Source organism: Synechocystis sp. FACHB-383, assembly GCF_014698605.1.
In the GTDB taxonomy this organism is placed as follows: Bacteria; Cyanobacteriota; Cyanobacteriia; order Cyanobacteriales; family Microcystaceae; genus Synechocystis; species Synechocystis salina.
The window spans coordinates 17,513-38,856 of record NZ_JACJTJ010000045.1 but is presented as its reverse complement, the minus strand read 5'-3'; the positions used below and the strand labels follow the sequence as shown (position 1 = coordinate 38,856).

Here is a 21,344-nt window from a genome sequence, read left to right as displayed (position 1 = left end):
AAAGCGAAATTAAAACCGCTTCTATTAAAGGCTGGGGAGGGTGAAGGGCAGGGGGAAGATTAGGGCGAGTTAAAAACCTCAGCCAATCCCCCTGGTTTATCCCGGAAAACCCAACTTCAGCTCAAAGTCTAGCCAATGGAAAGACTGCGGGCGAGGAAGAACGCCCAGGTGGTAACAATACCTCCGAGGAGATAATGCGCTACACCGACCGCACGACCTTGAATGATGCTCAAAGCGCGGGGTTGAATGGCAGGAGCCACATTCAGTTTGTTGTGAGCCCAGACAATGGACTCGATCAACTCTTGCCAATATCCCCGTCCACTGAACAGGAACATGAGGCTGAAGGCGAAGACAAAGTGTCCAGCAAGGAACATGATGCCGTAGGCCGACAGGGCAGAACCGTAGGAGTTGATTACGTTGGCGGCTTGGGCCCAGAGGAAGTCCCGCAACCAGCCATTGATGGTGATGGCACTCTGGGCAAAGTTACCCAGGGTCACATGGGTGACACCGCCATCGGGGGAAACGGTACCCCAAACATCGGATTGCATTTTCCAACTGAAGTGGAAGATGACGATGGAAAGAGAGTTGTACATCCAGAACAGACCAAGGAAAACGTGGTCCCAACCAGATACTTGGCAGGTGCCGCCGCGACCAGGGCCATCACAGGGGAAACGGAAGCCGAGATTCGCTTTATCGGGGACAAGGCGAGAACTACGGGCATACAGAACCCCTTTGAGGAGGATCAGGGCCGTTACGTGGATTGTGAAAGCGTGGATGTGGTGAACCATGAAGTCTGCCGTACCCAGGGTGATGGGCATCATGGCGACTTTACCGGCAACGGCAACGGTTTCTCCACCAAAGGCATAGCTGGCAGTGGCCAAGGCATTGGGAGCAGTGGCTCCGGGGGCCAAGGTGTGCAGGTGCTGTACCCATTGGGCAAAGATCGGTTGCAATTGAATGGCCGTGTCGGAAAACATGTCCTGGGGACGGCCTAAAGCCCGCATGGTGTCGTTGTGGATGTAGAGACCGAAGCTATGGAAGCCGAGGAAAATACATACCCAGTTGAGATGGGAAATGATGGCGTCACGGTGGCGCAGCATCCGATCCAGCAAGTTATTAACGTTTTTGGCGGGATCGTAATCACGCACCATGAAGATGGCGCCATGGGCACCGGCCCCTACGATGAGGAAGCCGCCAATCCACATGTGGTGGGTGAATAGGGATAGCTGCGTAGCGTAATCGATCGCCTGGTAGGGGTAGGGCGGCATCGCATACATGTGTTGTGCAACGATGATCGTCAAAGAACCTAACAGGGCGAGGTTAATGGCCAATTGAGCGTGCCAAGAAGTGGTCAGGATTTCATAAAGTCCTTTGTGACCTTCCCCGGTGAAGGGGCCCTTGTGGGCTTCGAGGATCTCTTTCATACTGTGACCGATGCCCCAGTTCGTGCGGTACATATGACCGGCAATGATGAACAGGACGGCGATCGCCAAGTGGTGGTGAGCGGTATCAGATAACCACAATCCGCCGGTTACCGGATTCAATCCCCCCTTAAAGGTGAGGAAGTCAGCGTAGACTCCCCAGTTGAGGGTAAAGAACGGCGTCAAGCCCTGGGCAAAGCTGGGGTAGAGTTCCGCCATTTTGCTCGGCTCTAAAATAAACTCGTGGGGGAGGGGAATGTCCTTAGGAGCAACCCCAGCATCCAAAAGTTTATTAATGGGCATGGAAACGTGGATCTGGTGACCCGCCCATCCCAAGGAGCCTAAACCCAACAAACCAGCCAAATGATGGTTCATCATCGACTCCACATTTTGGAACCATTCCAATTTGGGAGCTTTGACGTGGTAGTGGAACCAGCCAGCGAACAGCATTAGGGCAGCCATAACCAAACCACCAATGGCGGTGCAGTAAAGCTGATAGCTGTCGGTGAAACCGGAGGCCCGCCAGAGATAAAACAGGCCGGACGTAATCTGAATACCGTGGAAGCCGCCGCCCACATCTCCATTCAAAATGCCTTGACCAACAATGGGCCAAACCACTTGAGCACTGGGTTTAATGTGGGTGGGGTCAGCTAACCAACCTTCGTAATTGGAAAATTTCGCGCCGTGGAAGTACATTCCACTTAACCAAACAAAGACCACAGCGAGGTGCCCAAAGTGAGCACTGAAGATTTTGCGCGAAACATCTTCTAAATCGCTGGTCTGACTATCAAAATCATGGGCATTGGCATGGAGATTCCAAATCCAGGTGGTGGTTTTGGGACCTCTAGCTAAAGTCCGGTCGAAGTGACCCGGCTTGCCCCACTTCTCGAAGGAAGTTGGTACCGGATTGTTATCAACCGAGACTTTGGCCTTAGCCTCTCTTTCGGGTGGACTAATTGTCATGCAGGGTTCTCCTCGCTCGACAATGAACTATTAAGGGTTTCCTATGCAGAATAGTGTAATAGAGGAAGCGTAAAAAAGGGAATTAGTTTTCGCTTCATAATAACGATGTTAAACCTTGCACAGATAGGCGTTTTCAGCAAACATCACTAGAAGATAATACGGCCTCCCCCCCCCTAGGCAAGACCTGCGTAACAATAATTAAAAATTGCCCCAGCCCTGACCAGTTCTAGCTCCTGGATTTTGCAAAGACTTACAAAAGTCAAGATAAAGTTGAACTTTGTTACAAAAATTTACAGCATTTTCATCAATTTACAACTGATAGCAATGGACACCGTCAAAAATTAGATAGAAATTAATCAATGTTGTTGCTATAACGGCCTTAATTTTAAGAAATGTTAAGAAAAGGATTTTGGCAATGCTCTCCATAGATAAAAATTATGATCGCCCTTGGGACGATGGGGACGTTTTACAAATTGGCCCAGAAGCTGAACAGGAAAATCAGTCCGACGGTCTGGCTTGGACTCTGCTGGAATGTTTTGCTGAGGTTAAAAATCCCTGGTTGACTTTGAAAGGAGAAAGGTGGCAGGACGGCCAGGCCAGGAGATTGGATTATTGGCGAGTGGAAAAGGCTGATTCTTTGGTGTTGTTGCCCCAACAGGGCGATCGCTTGCTTTTACCCCATCCTATTTTCCGGCCGGGGATAGGTCGATCTACTTGGGATTTTCCCGGAGGAAGGCTCACGGATATAACTAAGGTGGAGCTAACTTTGGCTGAAATTCTCAATCGGGAACTGGATGTCCCCCTGGATGCCATCACTGAAATAGTGCCCCTCAATCCCGGCGGTTGGACCGTTAATAGTTCTTTCTCCAACCAAAAGCTCCATGGCTATTGGATCAGGATCAACGAAGATTTTTCCCCCAACCCCAAGGCGATCGGAGCCGAGTTCCATGTCCCTTCACAACTAGTCGATTTGCTAAAAATTTTGGACTGTTTGCAATGTCGGGCCCTACTGCGGGAATGGCAACAGATTAATCACCGATTTGATGGTTCAGATTAAAAGACCAAATTTGCCCCAGGAGTGAACTCTCCCCAGGGCGATCGCCATTTCCTCTAATTACCCAGACTTATCATTCACTTAAGCAAATGGTTGTTGATCTGGGATTTTATTTAACCTATGATATGGTGTAACAAATAACACTGTTTCTATGCATCTAGCGTCTACCATTGCTGCTTGGCTATGGTCGCGTCTCCTTGGGGCCTAGATAAAATCAGCCATTTCGGCCATCACTTTAATTGTATTAGCTTTTCTCTGTCTAGGTTCTAGACGGTCCTGGGTTCTTCGCACCGAGTAATCCGGAAAATTTTTCGGTGACTCGAACGTTTGGACGGCGAAAGTGGAACCTTGTTAACAAAATTTCCCACAACCCCCATGTTAGAAAGTTTAAGTCGAATTATCTGGCTAGTACCTTGCTACGCTCTCTTAGGTGCCCTCTTGGCAGTCCCTTGGTCACCGGGCTTAACTCGACAAACGGGGCCAAGACCGGCGGGCTATATCAGCACTTTAATGACTTTCACTGCATTTTTGCATAGTCTGCTAGTGCTTATCTATATTTGGCAGCAACCCGCCATCGATCTTTCTTTTCCCTGGCTACAGGCCGCCGACCTAGAGATTAGCTTTGATTTAAAAATATCCACCGTCAACATTGCTGCCTTAGTGGTGATTACTGGCCTTAACTTGGGGGCACAGATTTATGCCATTGGCTACCTAGAAAGGGACTGGGGCTGGGCCAGATTTTTCTCGCTAATGGCTCTATTTGAAGCGGGATTATGCACTTTAGTGTTGTGCAACTCACTGTTTTTCAGCTACGTTGTTCTGGAAATTTTGACCCTAGGGACCTATCTTCTCATTGGCTATTGGTTCAATCAATCCCTAGTGGTGACCGGGGCGAGGGATGCTTTTTTAACTAAACGGGTTGGGGATTTAATTTTATTAATGGGGGTGGTGGCCCTACTACCTCTGGCTGGAAGTTGGAATTATGATGATTTAGCTCAATGGGCTGCCAGTGCAGACTTAAATCCCACCGCCGCTACTCTGCTTTGTCTAGCCTTAATTGCTGGACCTTTGGCTAAATGTGCCCAATTTCCGCTCCATCTCTGGTTGGATGAAGCCATGGAAGGGCCGATTCCCGCCACCATTCTCAGGAATACAGTGGTGGTTTCAACGGGAGCATGGGTTTTGGTAAAAGTACAACCCATTCTGGCCCTTTCCCCTGTGGCTTTAACCTTCATGGTCACTGTCGGTTCCCTAACGGCGATCGGTGCTTCCCTCATCGCCATTGCCCAGATTGATATTAAGCGGTCCCTTTCCTATGTGGTTAGTGCTTATATGGGCTTGGTCTTCATTGCTGTGGGCACAGGGCAAGGAGAAACGGCTCTACAATTGATTTTCACCTACACCTTCGCCATGGCAATTTTGGTCATGTGTGTGGGGGGCATTATTCTTAACAATGTTAGCCAGGACTTGACCCAGTACGGTGGTCTTTGGAGTCGTCGTCCGATTTCTGGTTTGAGTTATCTGGTCGGGATTGCTTCCCTTATTGCCCTACCTCCCTTTGGCACCTTTTGGGCTTGGTTAAAACTGACAGAACATTTAGCAGAGACCAATCCCTTACTAGTGGGAGTTTTGTTAGTTGTCAATCTACTCACCGCCTTCAATGTAACCAGGGAATTTTGTTTGATTTTCGGTGGTGTAGCTAAACCGATGACTACCCGATCGCCAGAGGGTTTGTGGGCCCTGGTGCTGCCCATGGTGGTAACAGTGGGTTTTGCTCTGCATCTGTCCCTCATTTTAAAGCAAGGAAATTTATTGCCGGATTTTGCCGATATCAATTGGGGACTAAGCTCAGTCTTAATTATTTCTAGCTTGCTTGGTGTGGGAAGCTCAGCCTTTATTTACCTCAATCCCAAAATTAGTAAACCGATTAATTTACCCTTGCCCGCACTACAAAACTTTTTTGCCTATGACTTATATACAGACAAATTCTACAAAATCACCATTGTCGCCATCATTGACTCAATTTCTCGTTTGATTAACTGGTTCGACAAAACCTTTGTAGATGGAGTAATTAACTTAATCGGCATCGTAACAATTTTTAGTGGTCAGAGCCTGAAATATAACGTTTCTGGTCAGACGCAATTTTATGTCCTTTCCATCGTTCTAGGCTTGACTTTAATTGGCGCATTTCTCAGTTATTCCCTATTTGGCCAAGCATTTTAAGCCCAAGTCCAAGAAAATCAAAACTGAACGAATTCCATCCATTGACTCTGGTTTGTGTTTGATTTTCCCCCGGCAAGATTTACCTTCATCTAACTGATTTATCACCTCTTTTTGCCATGCTTAGCCTGCTATTAATCCTGCCAGTTATCGGAGCTTTAATTATTGGCTTTTTTCCGGGCAACATACCAGCCAAACAACTGCGGCAAATCACCGAACTATTTGCTGTGTTGACCCTGGTTTGGTCATTGCTAGTGTTGTTTAAGTTTGATGTTACGGACCCCCAGTTTCAATTCCAGGAATATATACCTTGGATTCCCCAGCTTGGTTTAAACTACAGCCTTGCCATTGATGGGTTATCCCTCCCCCTAGTCATTCTTAATAACTTGTTAACGGGAGTGGCGATTTACAGTATTGGGCCCAACGTCAATAGGTCAAGACTTTATTATGGCTTGATTTTGTTAATTAATGCTGGTATTTCCGGTGCCTTACTAGCCCAAAACTTGCTTCTATTTATTGTCTTCTACGAACTGGAATTAATTCCCTTCTACTTGATGATCGCCATTTGGGGTGGGGAAAAGCGGGGTTATGCCTCCATGAAATTTCTGCTCTACACTGCCTTTTCTGGTCTGTTGGTGTTGGCGGCTTTTCTCGGCATGAGTTTGCTAAGTGGTAGCCATTCTTTTGATTACAACCCACAAATTACCCAAACCTTCACTGAGTCTGCCCAAACCGTTCTGCTGATTCTAATTTTGCTGGGTTTTGGCATCAAAATTCCCCTAGTGCCTCTCCACACTTGGTTACCGGATGCCTACACAGAAGCTTCCCCGGCCACGGCTATTCTATTGGGGGGAATTTTATCCAAACTTGGAACCTACGGCATCATTCGCTTTGGTCTGCAATTATTTCCCCAAACCTGGGCCCAGTTTGCCCCGGTGCTAGCCATCATTGGCACCGTCACTGTACTGTACGGAGCCCTCTCGGCGATCGCCCAAAAAGACATCAAACGGATGGTGGCCTACAGCTCCATTGGCCACATGGGATATATCTTGGTGGCCGCCGCCGCTGGCACGGAATTAAGTGTTTTGGGGGCAGTGGCCCAAATGGTTAGCCACGGCCTGATTTTGGCCTTGTTATTTCACCTGGTTGGTATCGTCGAACGGAAAGCTGGTACCCGCGACCTGGATGTGTTGAATGGCTTGATGAATCCCATTCGGGGTTTGCCCCTCACCAGTGCCCTATTAATTACTGGGGGCATGGCCAGTGCTGGCATTCCTGGCTTGGTGGGGTTTGCAGCGGAATTCATCGTTTTCCAAGGCAGTTTTCCCACCTTTCCCATTCCCACCCTACTCTGCATTCTGGCTTCGGGTTTAACAGCGGTCTATTTTGTCATTCTTTTAAACCGTACCTGCTTTGGCAAGCTTGATAATCAACAGGCTTACTATCCGAAAGTATTAGCCTCGGAAATGCTACCGGCCCTGGTATTAACCGCCATTATTTTCTTCCTCGGTGTTCAGCCCAACTATTTAGTGCATTGGACGCAAACCACCACCAATGAAATGATTGCCCAACTGCCCCATGGCACTCCCGCTGTTGAGCAATTAGCCCAAGGGGTGACCTTGCCATAACTTTAGCGCCGTTGCCATTGTCCGTTGTCTTGAGTGCAGTTTATTTTTCCCTCGTGAACCAGAAATGACTACCCTGACCCAAAACACCATCTTACCCCCCTCCACCCATCCCTTTGCGGACGTTATCCATCGCCTTGAAGCCGGTGGATCCATGTTGCCAGACACCCCAGAAAATTTGATGCAGATTATCGGTATTTACAAAGCCTATGCTGTGCCCATGGATTTTTACTGGCGGGATCTGCTCTACATTGCGGAGCGAGTTTTCCTGAATCCCCTACGTTTCTTTAAATATTTTTTGCCCCAGGAATATTTAGACCTAGCCAACCACTATGCTGGGGAAACTGCCGATCTGAGAATCTGGCGGGGGGAAGCTTCCGCCCATCCTGAGTTGCTGGAATTCATGGAAAAAGGCAACACCACCAAAATGCCCAAACTGTTTCATCACCTCTGGCATGACCGCATCAATATGGAGTTTGCGGAAGCCTGTATGCAAGCAATGCTATGGCATGGCCGGGATATGGGCATGGGCAAATTCGACGCTTACCTAGACAGTGATGAATATAAGGCCAACGCAGATAAAGCGATTCGCGCTTACTTCAAGGGTAATCCCCCTATGTTGGCTTTGTATAAACTTTTCCCTGATTTATTTTTGGAACAGGTTAGAGAACTATCCTACTATTCCAATTTGGGGCTTTTTTGGGAAGTGATGGCGCCGGTATTCTTTGAAATGTCCGACATTTACGATGAGGGTGGATTTAAAGGAGTTCCTGATGCCATGAACTTCTTAGTTAACGGTATTTTTGCCATTGCTGGCCGCCCCATTTATCACCATGTTTATATTGATGGCGAATGTTTAGAAATTATTCCCAAATCTAAAGGTTTTACTTGGCTTTATGAAGCGGCATTACCCTATGTGGAAGCTGTGTTTTACCGCACGGCGCCATTCCGGGGCACCAAATCCTACAATGCCCAGGCCAAACAGGTACCAGACGAACAAAAGGATTTTCACTACGGTATTTTGTACGCCGATGTTTTCCCCGTTGGTACTGCGGGCATTCCCCCCACGTTGTTAATGGATGATATGTTGCACTTTTTACCGCCCTACTTGGTGGAATATTATCAAAAACATTGCCGGGGCGAAGACGATATGTTGGTGCAACTGGGGATTACCTTCCAGCGCTCAATGTACAATGTTACATCGGCAGTTATCCAGGCTTTACGGACAGCATTGTTATATCCCCTAGATGATCCTAACCCCCGGCATTTAGCTAAAAATCGACAATTTTTTGAAGCTCAAATTGACCGATTTCTCCGTCCTGAGGCCCGCTTAAAAGATATTCAAACTGATCGCTATCGTTAGTTGCCTTCAGTTTAACCTACAGACTGGGTTGAAATAAACTGAAATTTTGTCTTCAATCTCCCCATTTTTGGGAAAATTGTGAATTTTTTCTCCCTAATGGGGAAATTGAAAGTTTTCCTCACCCCTGCTCCTGCTAACTGTTCCGTGCTTGCCCAACTAAGCTGAGTAAATCCATGCCTAACATTGTTGAAATTGCCGTGGCCGACGATAGATTTTCCACCTTGGTAACCGCTGTCACTGCGGCCAATTTGGTTGATGTATTGCAAAGCCCTGGGCCCTTTACGGTATTTGCTCCCACTGATGCGGCCTTTGCCAAACTTCCCCCCGGTACCATTACCACCCTAGTACAAAACATTCCCCAATTGGCGCGGATTCTGACCTACCATGTGGTTGCTGGAAAGCTTACCCAAGCCGATTTATGTCGCCTATCAACCGTTGATTCGGTGGAGGGTTCCCCGATCGCCATTGACTGTACGGAGGGGTTTGAAGTGAAAAATGCTACGGTAATTATCCCCGATATCGAAGCGGACAACGGCATCATCCATGTAATTGATAACGTTATTCTGATGGGATAGGCATGGTGTCCTATTTGTCCAAAACCTGCGTCCCAGGGGGTAATGGCTTGGTATTCCAACTGCGGAGCCAATGGACTAGGATGGAAAATAGTAATCCCAACGGTAATGCTGTTGGTAGGAGCCATCTGTGAACAATTTTTCCCCCAAATTTGTTACCGTCAACCAATCAGGCCTAGGTTGTGGCTTGACCGTGCTGGCTGTGGCCTTACTGCTCAGTGCCATTGGTCTGAAATGGGTTGTCAATGGCATTGCTCTATTGATTTTGCTGCTGTTCCTAGCCCCAACAGTGGGTTTTTTGGTATTTCGCTGGTGGCTGAAGAGAAAACTGGTAGATGGGGACTGTCCCGTTTGTCAGTACCATTTCACTGGCTTTGATGGTCAACCATGCCGATGCCCCAGTTGTGGGGAAGTTTTGGAGGTAAGCAATGGCCAATTTACCCGTCCCACTCCCCCCGGCACCATTGACGTGCAAGCGGTGGACGTATCAGTTAAAGCCCTGGATGAATCCTGATTTTTATGGGATTCCAAGAGAATTTTCACTGTCGTTCTGATAGCCACTGGGCGATCGCCGGCGGCAGATCCCGTTGCACCTTGCCACTGACATACATACCAATGTGCCCCACAGGGAAGGATTGTACGGTGTAGTCACTGTTTTCGGGCAAATATTCCCCCAGAGCGAGGGAAGAAGCCGGGGCAACCAAATGATCTTTTTCGGCATATAAATTCAAAATGGGCATGGTGAGGTGGTGCAAATCCACCCGGCGATCGCCGATCATTACTTCCCCTTTAATTAACTTATTTTGTTGATAAAAATCCTTGAGGAATTGACGGTAAGTTTCCCCCGCTTGATCGGGACTATCAAAAATCCATTTTTCCATGCGGAGAAAGTTTAATAATTTGGCCTCATCCCCCATAATATTTGGCACATCCAGATACTTTTGATAACCCAATTGCACGGGCTTGAGCATGAGAAATTCCAAATTAAGATAATCACCTGGAATGTTGCCCATGGCATCCACCATTAGGTCAATGTCCACGGCTTCGGCCCCCAAAGTACAGCCCCCCCTAGCATTCAACAAAGTACCGGGTTGCTCAAAGTCCACCGGGGCCACCATCACCACTAAGCTTTTAACTTTCTCAGGAAAAAGGGAAGCATAGCACAAACTAAATGTCCCCCCCTGACAGACCCCTAGGAGGGTGATTTTTTCCTGTTGGGAGCGCTGGCAAATTACATCGACACAGTTGTTTAAATAACCGCATAAATGATCTTCTAAGGTCAACCAACGATCGCCACGGGAAGGATAACCCCAATCAATTAGGTACACATCCAAACCCAGTTTAAGTAGGTTGGCCACCAGGGAACGCCCTTCTTGCAAATCCACCATGTAGGGGCGATTCACCAAAGCGTAAACAATTAAGACAGGAACAGGCAGGGGATTTTCCACCACCGGTTGGAAGCGGTAAAGAACGACCTTATCTTCCTGGTAAATTGCCTCTTTAGGGGTAAAACCTACTTGAATATCATCTTCATTCAAACCCTGTAAATTTTCCAAGCCGGAGAGGAATTTTTCAGTAAAATCTAACGTTTCATGGAGATTTTCTTCCATGCCCATCTGAGCAAAAAAAGGCAACATAATTTTCAACCAATGAACAATAAAAAAAAGTAAAAACATTAACGGTTAATCAGCTAACCAAGGGCATTATCCGAACAGACTGTAATTCTTTCTCTGCAATCCTCTGCTAAGATTTGGCGCTTTGAAAGATTTTGCCAGAATTTTTCCTCTAACTTAGCCATAAATATGCTTGGCAATTACCAATTCAATGGAGGAGGTATGGCAGGCTAGATCTTAACCTTGGTCTGATTCCGTTTCCCCTAAACGCTTTTTCAAACTTTTAACTTCTTTCCGTAATTGATAAATAGTTTGATGAATTTCATCCACCTCCGAGCGAGTGGGTAAGTTGAGCGTTTTTAACCATGCTTCGAGAATCTCTTGTTGTTGAATCCGATAACGATTCAACGCATTAATAAATTTGCCCCGTACTTTAAGATTTTTCTCTTGGCAGAAGGCTTCTTCAAATACTTGGTCAGCGGCGATCGCCCACCGTTGTTGAAATTCCTTCCAAGTTTTAACGGGTTTATCTTCCTGGGCCCGGGCTAGTAAATCTTCCATCAGGGCGGCAAAGCCCCGATATTGAATATCCGCTTCCAGTAATTGGTAGTCCGCCATGGCATGGGATAACTTGACCCAATCGTCAAAGGCCCGTAACAATTTGCCATTCATTTCCCGGCTGGGGCCCAGTAACGGCGATCGCATAAAACTGCCCAGATTTTTACTGTAGAGGGCATCGCCATAAAGATTGCTTAAATCTAGCCAGGCATGGATGTCGCCTGTGGGTAATTTGCCCAGGGGGGCGACGCTACTCTGCCAGGTGGAGAGCCAGAGTTGGGAAAATTTTTGTACTTCCTTGAGATAACACTGCCATAAACCATCCATGTCCCCCCGGAGAGCTTGGGTGCTGATGGTGTATTGCTCAATCTGGGCTTGCAACTGTTCTAGGTAGCCCTGCACTGCCGCTTGGGCCGAACCATTATCCAATTTGGGCCACAGACTCTGCCAAGCTTCAAAAGAAAGTTTGAGTAGCTGTCCATAAAATTGCTGGGATTGGAGGAACTGCTGGGGCAAAGACTCAAAGGGCTGGGGGGCATTGCCCATCATCCCACCAGCGCCCCCTTTGGCCATGAGGTCAAACCAATTCTTCCAAGCCTGACTACTGGACTCCAGCCAGAACTGACTGAGGGGAGTCATGAGTTCTGTCCAGGTTTTACTTGTCGATTCCATGGTCAAAATCCACCTTACTACTGGCTGCTACCTGAATTATGGCTCAGCTTTTTGGGGTGGCAACTGTTGATCTGGAAAATTTGTCATGGGAAGGGAGAATTACGACGGAATCTAGCCTTGACCGCCGAACTGCCGCTGATAAACTTCGTCTTCTTTTTCGGTGATAATTTTTAAATCTGAGCGGGGGTAGGCCACACAAAGCAAGGCATAACCCTCTGCCTGTAGTTCGGCCGAAACCCCCATGCCGTCCGCTTGATCCACTGTGCCTTCTGTGATCAATGCCGCACAGGTAGTACAAACTCCAGCTCCACAGGAAGTGGGCAACTGTATTCCCTCATCATCGGCCGCTTGGAGCACCGTTTTATCCTCGGGCACGGAAATGGTGTAGGTCTGACCCTGGTGTTGGATTTCGGCGGTGTAGGTGTTAACCATGGCAAAGCGGTAATAATAAAAGGATTAATCGGATTTTTGGCCAATGAACACTCTAGCAAGTTTTGGATAGCCTGTTAACCAACTGGAGGCAGGCTCAGGCTGGCCACCATTGCGCCCATGGCAGTGGGCTAGAAAAATAATTTTCCATCGGCGATCGCCAGGGGGGAAGACCGAATCCGGTCCGTGGTGAACCCAGGTTAAAATCAGGGCATAATCTCCGTAACTCTTTTTAAATCAACAAGGAATTTTCTATGGCATCTAACAGTACGGCGGACGGTAAAGATCGTTTTTTTAGTGCTCTGATTTATCTGATTCCCCTCATTGATGCATTCATGTTCGGCAGTTTTTTATTGCAGCAATTTCCTATTTTACAGATAATCTACTTGCCTATTATGCCCCTGTTGCAATTCTATTATCAGTTCCCCTTCGCTTCTTTTATTATTTTTATTGTACTGTTTATGGCGGTGGTTAGAAATAACAATATTTCCCACTTTATCCGCTTCAATGCCATGCAAGCCATCCTCATTGGCATCCTACTATCATTGTTTGGCTTAGTTGTCGCCTACGTTATCCAGCCAGTGTTTGGTCAAGGATTAGTCATCGAAACTCTCTACAATTTTGCTTTCCTTGGTGCCTTAGCCTGTGGATTTTTTGGCATTGTTCAATCAGTGCTGGGGCGCTATGCAGAAATTCCCACCATTTCTGATGCAGCCTATTCCCAGGTGCGTTTTTAGTCATCCAAACTAACCGCTTTTAACCGGACCAACCTGATTAACTGGAGCTATTTTTGTTGACCATGTCTGATAGTCGTTTAAATCTGGTGGCGATCGCCATTTTTCTGATGATGATGTCTGCCCTAGTGGGGCCGATAGTCCACCTTTCCCCGGCCATACCCGCGGTGGCGACCCTAGGGATTTTGGGCATAATCACAGCAGATCAAATTAGTTGGCAAGGTAGGGGAACGGACTTTTTTGTCGGTCTCTTCCAAACCAAAGCAGAAAAAGAGAGGATTTTGTGCCATGAGGCGGGGCATTTCCTCGTGGCCCATTACCTACAGGTTCCCATTACTAACTACAGTCTTAGTCCCTGGGAAGTTCTGCGCCAAGGGGCTGGCGGGATGGCGGGTATTCAATTCGATACGACTAATCTAGAAAATCAGTGTCGGGATTGGCACCTGCGTCCCCAAGCTCTGGAACGTTGGGCTACGGTCTGGATGGCGGGCATTGCCGCGGAAAAAATTATCTACGGTGAAGCCCAGGGGGGAAATGGCGATCGCCAGCAGCTACGCCAAGCCTTTCGTCGGGCAGGACTGCCGGAAATTAACCTAAACCAAAAGGAAAGTTGGGCCTTTCTCCAGGCCAAAAACTTGCTGGAACAACATCGCCAAGCCCATGGTCAGTTGCAACAAGCTCTGGCCCAGCGGCGATCAGTGGAAGAATGCCGTCATCTTATCGCCCAACATCTAGGGGAGCCTGCTGTTAGTTCCAATTAACGAGTTAAGTTAGCTTAATTCAGTTGAAACGAACTTTTTTGGTGATTGCGACCCATTCATCTCCAAGCAGTGATTTTAGGGGATACCATTAGAACCATTACCCGCAGACTATGGTGTCGGTGTAGGGCTGTTATCATATCTATTATTGGGGGTCAGCACAATTGTCAAAAATGTTTCACATACCCACATACCCTACCCCAAACGCTATCGACGCCATTGGTCTGTGTCAGCAAGAATTCTTCCCCTAACATTCGCTAACTATCATGAAATTTAACACGGAATGCTTACCCGATGTTATCAACAAAATTGAGAGTAACCGCGAAAGAATTAGGCTCAAGAAAATCATTTACGGCTTGACCAACAAGGTTTGGGAAAACGATCCCAAAGTGGTGGGGGGCTGCTCCACCTACATGCTGTTAATGAACTTAATGAAAGTCCAACCAGAGATCAAACGTCTGGTGTCGGACATGTATAACTTGATTGAAAGCCTGAATCGGAAGCAAGCCTATGTGCCGATCGCCAAGAACTTGCTAGATATTATCGCCCCCATTTATGGCATCACCTCCGACAGCATCGGCCAATCATTGTTGGAAAACCTATTAGACGAAAAAGAAGAAGAGAAAAAACGTCAACGGAAAACCTGTCTTAATTTACTCGAAGTAGTAGTCAAAGATGAAATTTATAACGAACTACAAAAACTGCCCGTCAACGTGGCCAAATTTGTCAGCATTGCCGAGGTAGCTAGTTACACCCTGAACCGCCTACCGCCTATGTATGTGGCTAGTGAAGAAGGGAAAGCCTTTCAGATGCAACGAGTCGAACAAATGCGGGGGGAAATTCGTACCGCGGTATTGAGGGGGATTGGGGCAATTATGCGAGATCCTCTAAAAAAATCTACTCCCTTACAGGTAGATGAAATCGATTCCTTCAGCACGGCCCACTCCATCCTGATGGAGTTAGAGGAATTTGCCCGCAACATCGGCGTTGCCCAGGATAAAGTTAGCCTGGATGAACTTTCTAGCAAAATTCGTCGGGGCGTGAGAGATTACCATGCCGCCTTATTAGACCTCGAACAAGTGCTAGACGTCTATGGCATTGCCTACGAAAAAATTACTGCTAAAAATTTAGCCTCGGTGGTGCGCAAAATTCTGCGGCAAGTTGAAAAAAATCAACGGGATGGACACTATAGCACCAATTCAGGAGATGGTTTATCTGGCAGTAAAAGAAGTCATGGAGAGGAAATGGATGCTCAACAGACATCCATTGTGGAGTTTGGTAACTATGGAGACGAAGAAAATAAGGAAAATAGCGACGAAGATTTTGCTAGCTCCATTCGTGACTGGTACACCTTTTAGGGGCATCGGCATCATTAAAGCGACCCTATGTCATCGTTCCTGTTTGACTTTGCTCCTTTCTTGCGGCAGCGGTGGAGAAATTTTGCTCCAGCCAGGCTAAGCAGGTTTGATTGAACTTGGTGGGACACTCATCGTGCAAACAATGGCCGACCCCTGGCCAAAGTTGAAACTCGATTTTGTTATTTAACTGGGCAAATTGCTTCCCATACCGACAGGGAATGAACCGATCGCCATCTCCCCAAAGCAACAATATGGGTAAATCGAGGCTAGGCAAGACTTCCTTCACTGACGGCGCAAAATGGGGCTGGCGCACAGAGCCAAACAATTGTCGAAAAGCAACCTCAGCCCCCAGATCCTGAGGAGGGGAGCAAATAATCTGCACCAATTCTTCTTCAAACTGCTCTGGATCAGGCTGTTCCTGCCGTAAACCATAGGCCAAACTAGCCCAACGCTGAATAATCGGGGGACGACGCACAAATTTGAATAGGCCATTGAGTAACCAAGGGGGAGAAAATGCATTTTCTATCTTTTCAATCCAAGGCCGAAAAAAACGGGGGGCGGCCTGCTGACGGAGGGACACATCGGGCAAACTGGCCATAACTAATCCGGCCACTAGGGCTGGACTTTCTGCCGCCATGGTCAAAGCCACCAGGGAACCAATGGAATTTCCCACTAGCACCGTGGGACAACCAATGATTTCCCGACAAAAATCCTCCACTTGGTCGGCCCAGGAGTAGGCGCTGTAACGTTCGTTGGCCTTGCGCGAACCACCAAAACCGAGTAGATCAATGGCATAAACGCTGGTGTGCTGGGCAAACACCGACAGGTTATAACGCCAATGTTCGATCGCCGCCCCAAAACCATGGATGAGCAACAGGGGGGGTAAACCAGTGGCCTCGGGAGGATGACGAAAACTGTACCGAATTTGCCAGCCCCGCCAATTCCATTCCCGCTGACAGCCAATACGGCCATCCCATCGGTTTACGCTGCCTGGGTTTGTCCCTTGTCTACCCTGGGCCTGGGTGATGGGAATGTCATCAATCAATTGTTTTCACCATCGTAATTAAGCTTGAAATGGATGGGGGCACAAAAATCATCAATACCTTGCTCCAAAACGTAGGCCACCACCAAAGGCGCCAACAGGGGATGACAGACTTTGCGCTCGCTGAGGTGACTGACCACTGCACTGATGTTATTGTCCTTCAGGGCCCCAGGAAAATCCCCCTCACAAATGGCTACCCGACATCTTTTGGCCAAGCCTTCTAGCCAGTCATTGCGATCGGGCTGTTGCCCCACTTGGATGCCCAGGGTCAAAGCTGCATCCTCTAAATTACCTTCACAATCCTCGATGGTATCCAGCGCCTGCATCGCCTCCACAGAGTGGGCAAGTTGGTCACGGTAACGGGCGATCGCCTGGGAGGTAATGGTGGTCATCGGCTTTTCAATTAGGATCGAGCAAAACTGCATTCTAGCGGCCAATAGTCCGGGCGCAACAGCGGGGGAAGTAGGGAAAAAGCAACTTTTGCAAAAGAGGGTAAATCAGTTATGATGAGAAATTGTGAGTTTTTACTATGACCATGAACGCCCAAGCCATAATCAATTCCATCGAGGCAGAGTTTCTCAAAGAAGACCTGCCCACCATCCATGTCGGTGACACCATCAAGGTTGGGGTCAAGATTGTCGAAGGTGGTAAAGAGCGGATCCAACCCTACGAAGGCACCGTCATTGCCAAGCGTAACGGCGGCATCAGCGAAACCATCACCGTGCGTAAAATTTTCCAAGGTGTCGGTGTAGAAAGGGTTTTTCTGCTCCATTCCCCCCGGGTTGCCAGCATTAAAGTATTGCGTCGCGGTAAAGTTCGTCGGGCCAAGCTTTACTATCTCCGGGATCGGGTTGGTAAAGCTACCCGTATTAAACAACGGTTTGACCGGGCCCTGTAGTCCGCAAAACTGTGATCTCCAACACCATGGCGATCGCCCTCGATGGGAATTGGCAACAAATTAGGGTATGATGGTGCGAGAGTGCAGACTCTGGGGCTAACCTCAGCCCAGACTATGCGTCCTTAGTTCAGTTGGTAGAACGCAGGTCTCCAAAACCTGATGTCGGGGGTTCAAGTCCTCCAGGGCGCGTTGACCACCAATTACCTCGCTAACGATTGTCCCGCAACTGTTCAACTTTGCGTTTGGTGATATTCCGGATTTTCTCATTAGTTACAATGATTTGGGAGGCAAGAAAAACCTGTGGTTAAGAAGGAAGCGGTCAGAACCGACAGTACCGAAGACAACTCCGTGGACAGTGCCCAGGCCCGGAGCAACTTCATTACGGCCACCAAAGATGAGTTGGCAAAAGTGGTTTGGCCTTCCCGTCAACAACTAATCAGCGAATCCGTGGCTGTGATTCTAATGGTTATTTTGGTCTCAACGGTGATCTACTTTGTTGACCAGATCTTTGGCTGGATTACTAAGCAACCTTTTCTTTTTGGTTGAGGCTGGCGAGAAAAGGCCAATAATTCCTGATGCAGGTTATGCTAACTTTTTTGCAGAAATTGGCCAGGAAAAGAACTTTTCTTTCACTATGCAGTTAGTTATTCAGCCAGATTCGATATTATTTAGCTTTTCGGCAAATTCTTAGTATTTTTGCCATCCTAAATTTAAGTTTTTAAGTTTTAAAAATTTTCCATTTGCTAAGTCAAAAAAATTAGACTTTAAACCTAGCCAATCTGACTCCGAATCTGAGTTTGGATTGGGATTAATGCCCACCGTAAATACTCCCTGTACATGTTGTTGTCATGAGCTTCACTGACGATCAGTCTCCGGTCGCGGAACAAAACAAAAAATCCTCCTCCGAAGGCCATTGGTTTGCTGTACAAGTGGCCTCTGGCTGTGAAAAGCGAGTCAAGCTCAATCTTGAGCAAAGGATTCACACCTTGGACGTGGCCGATCGCATTCTCCAGGTGGAAATCCCAAAAACCCCCATTGTGAAAATCCGTAAAGATGGGGCCCGGGTGCAGGGAGAAGAGAAAATCTTCCCTGGCTATGTGCTCATCCGCATGATTATGGACGATGACGCTTGGCAGGTGGTAAAAAACACCCCCCATGTGATCAACTTCGTCGGCTCTGAGCAAAAACGTCACTATGGTCGGGGGCGAGGCCACGTTTTGCCCATGCCCCTCAGCCATGGGGAAGTGGAACGGATCTTCCGTCATGTGGATGAGCAGGAACCGGTGGTGAAAATCGATATGGAAATCGGTGATCACGTCATGGTGCTCTCCGGCCCCTTTAAAGATTTTGAAGGGGACGTGATTGAAGTCAGTCCAGAAAGAAGTAAGCTAAAAGCCTTACTGTCCATTTTCGGTCGGGAAACCCCGGTGGAATTGGAATTTACCCAAGTGGAAAAACAGAATTAAGCCTTTTATTGGGGGAAGAGCAAGGAATTCCTGCTCCCCATGGTCGGCTTGATTGCTGTTAATTCACATCCTAATCACATTAACTTAGACATACATAAGCAATGGCCAAGAAAGTCGTCGCTCTGATTAAACTGGCCCTGCCCGCTGGCAAGGCTAACCCTGCGCCCCCCGTCGGCCCTGCCCTGGGTCAACATGGGGTTAACATCATGGCATTTTGCAAAGAGTACAATGCCAAAACCGCCGACAAACCCGGGATGATTATTCCTGTGGAAATTTCGGTGTTTGAAGACCGTAGTTTCACTTTTATCCTCAAAACTCCCCCTGCTTCAGTGCTAATCCGCAAAGCCGCTGGGGTGGAAAAAGGCTCTAGTGAACCAAACAAAACTAAAGTGGCTTCCATTACCCGGGACCAACTGCGGGAAATTGCCCAAACCAAATTGCCCGATCTCAATGCCAATGACATTGATGCGGCCATGAATATCATTGAAGGCACCGCCCGCAACATGGGTATCACCGTCAACAGCTAAGCACAGTTCACGGCTTGAGCCGATTAAGTTTTCTATTTATTTCGGGGAGAAGTTCCCTACTTCGCCAGTACCCAAGGAGTTACCAAATTCATGACTAAAAAGCTTTCAAAACGGATGCAGGCGGCGATCGCCAAGGTAAATGACAGCAAACTCTATAGCCCCCTGGAGGCGATGGAACTGCTGAAGGAAACCGCCACTGCTAAATTTGATGAAACCGCAGAGGCCCATATTCGTCTGGGCATTGACCCCAAATACAGTGACCAACAAATTCGAACCACTGTTTCTTTGCCTAAGGGCACAGGGCAAACGGTACGGGTAGCAGTCCTAGCCCGGGGGGAAAAGGTCAAGGAAGCCACCGATGCTGGGGCCGACATTGCCGGTTCTGAAGAATTGATTGAAGAAATCCAAAAGGGCATGATGGACTTTGACGTGCTCATTGCCACCCCCGATATGATGCCCAAAATTGCCCGACTGGGTAAACAATTGGGGCCACGGGGCCTGATGCCTTCTCCCAAGGGGGGGACAGTAACAGCGGACGTGACAGCGGCGGTCAATGAATTTAAGGCAGGAAAATTAGAATTCCGGGCTGATCGTACGGGCATCGTTCATGTTATGTTTGGAAAGGCCTCTTTTTCTGCCGATGATCTGTTGGCGAATTTAAAAGCGCTGCAAGAGACCATTGACCGCAATCGTCCTTCCGGGGCCAAAGGCCGTTTCTGGCGCACCGTGTTTGTGTCCAGTTCCATGGGTCCTTCCATCCCCGTAGACGTTAATGCTTTGCGCGATCTGAAGTTTGAGGATAACTAAGCGACGACAATTTCCGAGTCATTTCTAGCCACTATTCATTTAACTGGCTACGCCAAAGACCGCAGGAGCAATTAGGGTTGCTTAATTAACCTGCCGAGGTTGAAGCCTGAATCAAGATTTAAGTCTGGGGGAATTCTTTCCGCTGGCTTTTGATCCTCTGCTTCAGCCCCGGCGATCGCCAAGGGGCATTTTTATTGTGTGTTTAATGCTTGCTATCCCAACCCCAAGGAGGTGAAACCCGAATGGGAAGAACGAGAGAAAATAAAGCGACGGTAATCACCGAAGTCCAGGAGTTGTTCCAGGACGCCCAGATGACCATGGTCATTGATTATCAGGGATTGACCGTTGCCGAAATTACCGATTTACGGAACCGACTCCGCCCCCTGGGTGGAACCTGTAAAATCGCCAAAAATACCTTAGTCCGTCGGGCTTTGGCTGGGCAAGAAGCCTGGTCCCCCATGGAAGAATTCCTGACGGGAACTACAGCAATTGTGGTGCTCAAGGATGACCTGGGTGGGGCCATTAAGGCCTACAAAAAATTCCAGAAAGATACCAAAAAAACCCAACTCAAAGGGGGGGTACTGGAAGGAAAAAGCCTGTCCCAAGCTGACGTGGAGGCGATCGGTGATCTGCCCTCCAAAGAGCAACTCATGGGTCAAATTGCCGGAGGCATCAACGCCCTGGCTACCAAGATTGCCCTGGGCATCAAAGAAGTTCCGGCTTCCGTGGCCCGTGGTCTCCAAGCCCATGTGGACAAAGAATAGGGTAGTTTTTCACCCTGCTTGTCCCAAAACCATTTGCTTTGGGTTTGTCTAGTTAGATTTAACCTACTTATCCTATAGGAGTCATTTCTATGTCCGCTGCAACCGATCAAATTTTAGAACAGTTAAAAAGTCTTTCCCTGTTGGAAGCTTCCGAGTTAGTTAAACAAATCGAAGAAGCTTTTGGTGTTAGCGCCGCTGCCCCCGTTGGTGGCATGGTTATGGCCGCCGCTGCTGCTGCCCCCGCTGAAGCTGCTGAAGAAAAAACTGAATTCGACGTTATCCTCGAAGAAGTACCCGCCGACAAGAAAATTGCCGTGCTTAAAGTTGTCCGCACCATCACTGGTTTGGGTCTGAAAGAAGCCAAAGAGTTGGTGGAATCTACCCCCAAAGCCATCAAAGAAGCTACCGGCAAAGATGATGCTGAAGCCATCAAAAAACAAGTGGAAGAAGCTGGTGGTAAAGCCGCCGTTAAATAGTCATTTGGCATATTTGCCTAACCA

The 21,344-nt window shown here is 47.9% G+C and carries 23 protein-coding genes, 1 tRNA gene and 1 other annotated feature; of the genes, 17 read left to right on the top strand and 7 right to left on the bottom strand.

Going from position 1 to position 21,344, the window contains the following annotated elements; all coding sequences use genetic code 11:
* Nucleotides 1-128 precede the first annotated feature (128 nt).
* Nucleotides 129-2,384 carry a photosystem I core protein PsaA gene (gene psaA, locus H6G45_RS13650; RefSeq protein ID WP_190598961.1) on the bottom strand — a complete coding sequence of 752 codons (2,256 nt, stop codon included), beginning with the start codon at nt 2,382-2,384 and terminating at the stop codon, nt 129-131.
* Nucleotides 2,385-2,799: 415 nt separating this feature from the next.
* Between psaA and H6G45_RS13645 the strand changes: the two genes are divergently transcribed.
* From H6G45_RS13645 to H6G45_RS13620, 6 genes are all read left to right on the top strand, one after another.
* On the top strand, nt 2,800-3,441 hold the full coding sequence (locus H6G45_RS13645) for a hypothetical protein (RefSeq protein ID WP_190598960.1): 642 nt from the start codon (nt 2,800-2,802) through the stop codon (nt 3,439-3,441).
* 372 nt (nt 3,442-3,813) lie between these two features.
* The gene (locus H6G45_RS13640) at nt 3,814-5,661 is read left to right on the top strand and encodes an NAD(P)H-quinone oxidoreductase subunit F (RefSeq protein WP_190598959.1); all 1,848 of its coding nucleotides are present in this window, start codon (nt 3,814-3,816) and stop codon (nt 5,659-5,661) included.
* A 116-nt stretch (nt 5,662-5,777) separates the two neighbouring features.
* Entirely contained in the window at nt 5,778-7,286 is a 1,509-nt protein-coding gene (locus H6G45_RS13635) for an NADH-quinone oxidoreductase subunit M (RefSeq protein WP_190598958.1), read from the top strand.
* Nucleotides 7,287-7,350: 64 nt separating this feature from the next.
* On the top strand, nt 7,351-8,646 hold the full coding sequence (locus H6G45_RS13630; protein WP_190598957.1) for a CO2 hydration protein: 1,296 nt from the start codon (nt 7,351-7,353) through the stop codon (nt 8,644-8,646).
* A 173-nt stretch (nt 8,647-8,819) separates the two neighbouring features.
* Nucleotides 8,820-9,221, top strand: a complete 402-nt coding sequence (locus H6G45_RS13625) for a fasciclin domain-containing protein (RefSeq protein WP_190598956.1) — start codon at nt 8,820-8,822, stop codon at nt 9,219-9,221.
* Nucleotides 9,222-9,348: 127 nt separating this feature from the next.
* Entirely contained in the window at nt 9,349-9,732 is a 384-nt protein-coding gene (locus H6G45_RS13620; RefSeq protein WP_190598955.1) for a hypothetical protein, read from the top strand.
* 25 nt (nt 9,733-9,757) lie between these two features.
* Here H6G45_RS13620 and H6G45_RS13615 read toward each other — a convergent pair whose 3' ends face one another.
* The 3 genes from H6G45_RS13615 to H6G45_RS13605 all read right to left on the bottom strand — a co-directional run bounded on the left by H6G45_RS13615 (nt 9,758) and on the right by H6G45_RS13605 (nt 12,493).
* Entirely contained in the window at nt 9,758-10,855 is a 1,098-nt protein-coding gene (locus H6G45_RS13615) for a class III poly(R)-hydroxyalkanoic acid synthase subunit PhaC (RefSeq protein WP_190598954.1), read from the bottom strand.
* Between the two features lie 213 nt (nt 10,856-11,068).
* Nucleotides 11,069-12,061 (bottom strand): class III poly(R)-hydroxyalkanoic acid synthase subunit PhaE, encoded by a 993-nt coding sequence (gene phaE / locus H6G45_RS13610; protein ID WP_190598953.1) that lies wholly within the window; start codon nt 12,059-12,061, stop codon nt 11,069-11,071.
* Between the two features lie 111 nt (nt 12,062-12,172).
* Entirely contained in the window at nt 12,173-12,493 is a 321-nt protein-coding gene (locus H6G45_RS13605; RefSeq protein WP_190598952.1) for a 2Fe-2S iron-sulfur cluster-binding protein, read from the bottom strand.
* A 251-nt stretch (nt 12,494-12,744) separates the two neighbouring features.
* Here H6G45_RS13605 and H6G45_RS13600 point away from each other — a divergent pair, with 251 nt between their 5' ends.
* The 3 genes from H6G45_RS13600 to H6G45_RS13590 all read left to right on the top strand — a co-directional run bounded on the left by H6G45_RS13600 (nt 12,745) and on the right by H6G45_RS13590 (nt 15,340).
* Nucleotides 12,745-13,227: a Tic20 family protein gene (locus H6G45_RS13600; protein ID WP_190598951.1), complete on the top strand. Its 483-nt coding sequence runs from the start codon at nt 12,745-12,747 to the stop codon at nt 13,225-13,227.
* A 62-nt stretch (nt 13,228-13,289) separates the two neighbouring features.
* Complete coding sequence (locus H6G45_RS13595; protein WP_190598950.1) at nt 13,290-13,985, top strand: ATP-dependent Zn protease; 696 nt, start codon at nt 13,290-13,292, stop codon at nt 13,983-13,985.
* Between the two features lie 263 nt (nt 13,986-14,248).
* Nucleotides 14,249-15,340, top strand: coding sequence for a late competence development ComFB family protein (locus H6G45_RS13590; RefSeq protein WP_190598949.1), 1,092 nt, complete (start codon nt 14,249-14,251; stop codon nt 15,338-15,340).
* A 25-nt stretch (nt 15,341-15,365) separates the two neighbouring features.
* Here the strand turns inward: H6G45_RS13590 and H6G45_RS13585 are convergent, their stop codons facing one another.
* Nucleotides 15,366-16,385: an alpha/beta fold hydrolase gene (locus tag H6G45_RS13585; protein WP_242018176.1), complete on the bottom strand. Its 1,020-nt coding sequence runs from the start codon at nt 16,383-16,385 to the stop codon at nt 15,366-15,368.
* Nucleotides 16,382-16,774 carry a hypothetical protein gene (locus tag H6G45_RS13580; RefSeq protein ID WP_228023862.1) on the bottom strand — a complete coding sequence of 131 codons (393 nt, stop codon included), beginning with the start codon at nt 16,772-16,774 and terminating at the stop codon, nt 16,382-16,384. Before H6G45_RS13580 ends, H6G45_RS13585 begins: the two co-directional genes overlap by 4 nt.
* 137 nt (nt 16,775-16,911) lie before the next feature.
* Here H6G45_RS13580 and rplS point away from each other — a divergent pair, with 137 nt between their 5' ends.
* The 3 genes from rplS (at nt 16,912) to secE (ending at nt 17,826) form a co-directional block, all read left to right on the top strand.
* A complete protein-coding gene (rplS, locus tag H6G45_RS13575; protein WP_010872052.1) occupies nt 16,912-17,280 on the top strand; it encodes a 50S ribosomal protein L19 in 369 nt (122 codons plus the stop codon).
* A gap of 116 nt (nt 17,281-17,396) precedes the next feature.
* A tRNA-Trp gene (locus H6G45_RS13570) sits at nt 17,397-17,469 on the top strand.
* A gap of 111 nt (nt 17,470-17,580) precedes the next feature.
* Nucleotides 17,581-17,826 (top strand): preprotein translocase subunit SecE, encoded by a 246-nt coding sequence (secE, locus tag H6G45_RS13565; RefSeq protein WP_190598947.1) that lies wholly within the window; start codon nt 17,581-17,583, stop codon nt 17,824-17,826.
* A gap of 141 nt (nt 17,827-17,967) precedes the next feature.
* On the opposite strand, the gene H6G45_RS19875 is transcribed toward secE, so the two are convergent.
* Entirely contained in the window at nt 17,968-18,099 is a 132-nt protein-coding gene (locus H6G45_RS19875; protein WP_277922726.1) for a hypothetical protein, read from the bottom strand.
* A gap of 29 nt (nt 18,100-18,128) precedes the next feature.
* Here H6G45_RS19875 and nusG point away from each other — a divergent pair, with 29 nt between their 5' ends.
* From nusG to rplL, 5 genes are all read left to right on the top strand, one after another.
* Complete coding sequence (gene nusG / locus H6G45_RS13560; RefSeq protein ID WP_190598946.1) at nt 18,129-18,746, top strand: transcription termination/antitermination protein NusG; 618 nt, start codon at nt 18,129-18,131, stop codon at nt 18,744-18,746.
* A gap of 101 nt (nt 18,747-18,847) precedes the next feature.
* Nucleotides 18,848-19,273, top strand: coding sequence for a 50S ribosomal protein L11 (gene rplK, locus H6G45_RS13555; RefSeq protein ID WP_190598945.1), 426 nt, complete (start codon nt 18,848-18,850; stop codon nt 19,271-19,273).
* A gap of 90 nt (nt 19,274-19,363) precedes the next feature.
* The gene (gene rplA, locus H6G45_RS13550) at nt 19,364-20,080 is read left to right on the top strand and encodes a 50S ribosomal protein L1 (RefSeq protein WP_190598944.1); all 717 of its coding nucleotides are present in this window, start codon (nt 19,364-19,366) and stop codon (nt 20,078-20,080) included.
* A gap of 34 nt (nt 20,081-20,114) precedes the next feature.
* Nucleotides 20,115-20,282 (top strand) — a sequence feature (ribosomal protein L10 leader region).
* Nucleotides 20,283-20,322: 40 nt separating this feature from the next.
* Nucleotides 20,323-20,844, top strand: coding sequence for a 50S ribosomal protein L10 (rplJ, locus tag H6G45_RS13545; RefSeq protein ID WP_190598943.1), 522 nt, complete (start codon nt 20,323-20,325; stop codon nt 20,842-20,844).
* An 89-nt stretch (nt 20,845-20,933) separates the two neighbouring features.
* Entirely contained in the window at nt 20,934-21,320 is a 387-nt protein-coding gene (gene rplL, locus H6G45_RS13540) for a 50S ribosomal protein L7/L12 (protein WP_190598942.1), read from the top strand.
* The last annotated feature ends 24 nt before the right edge of the window (nt 21,321-21,344 follow it).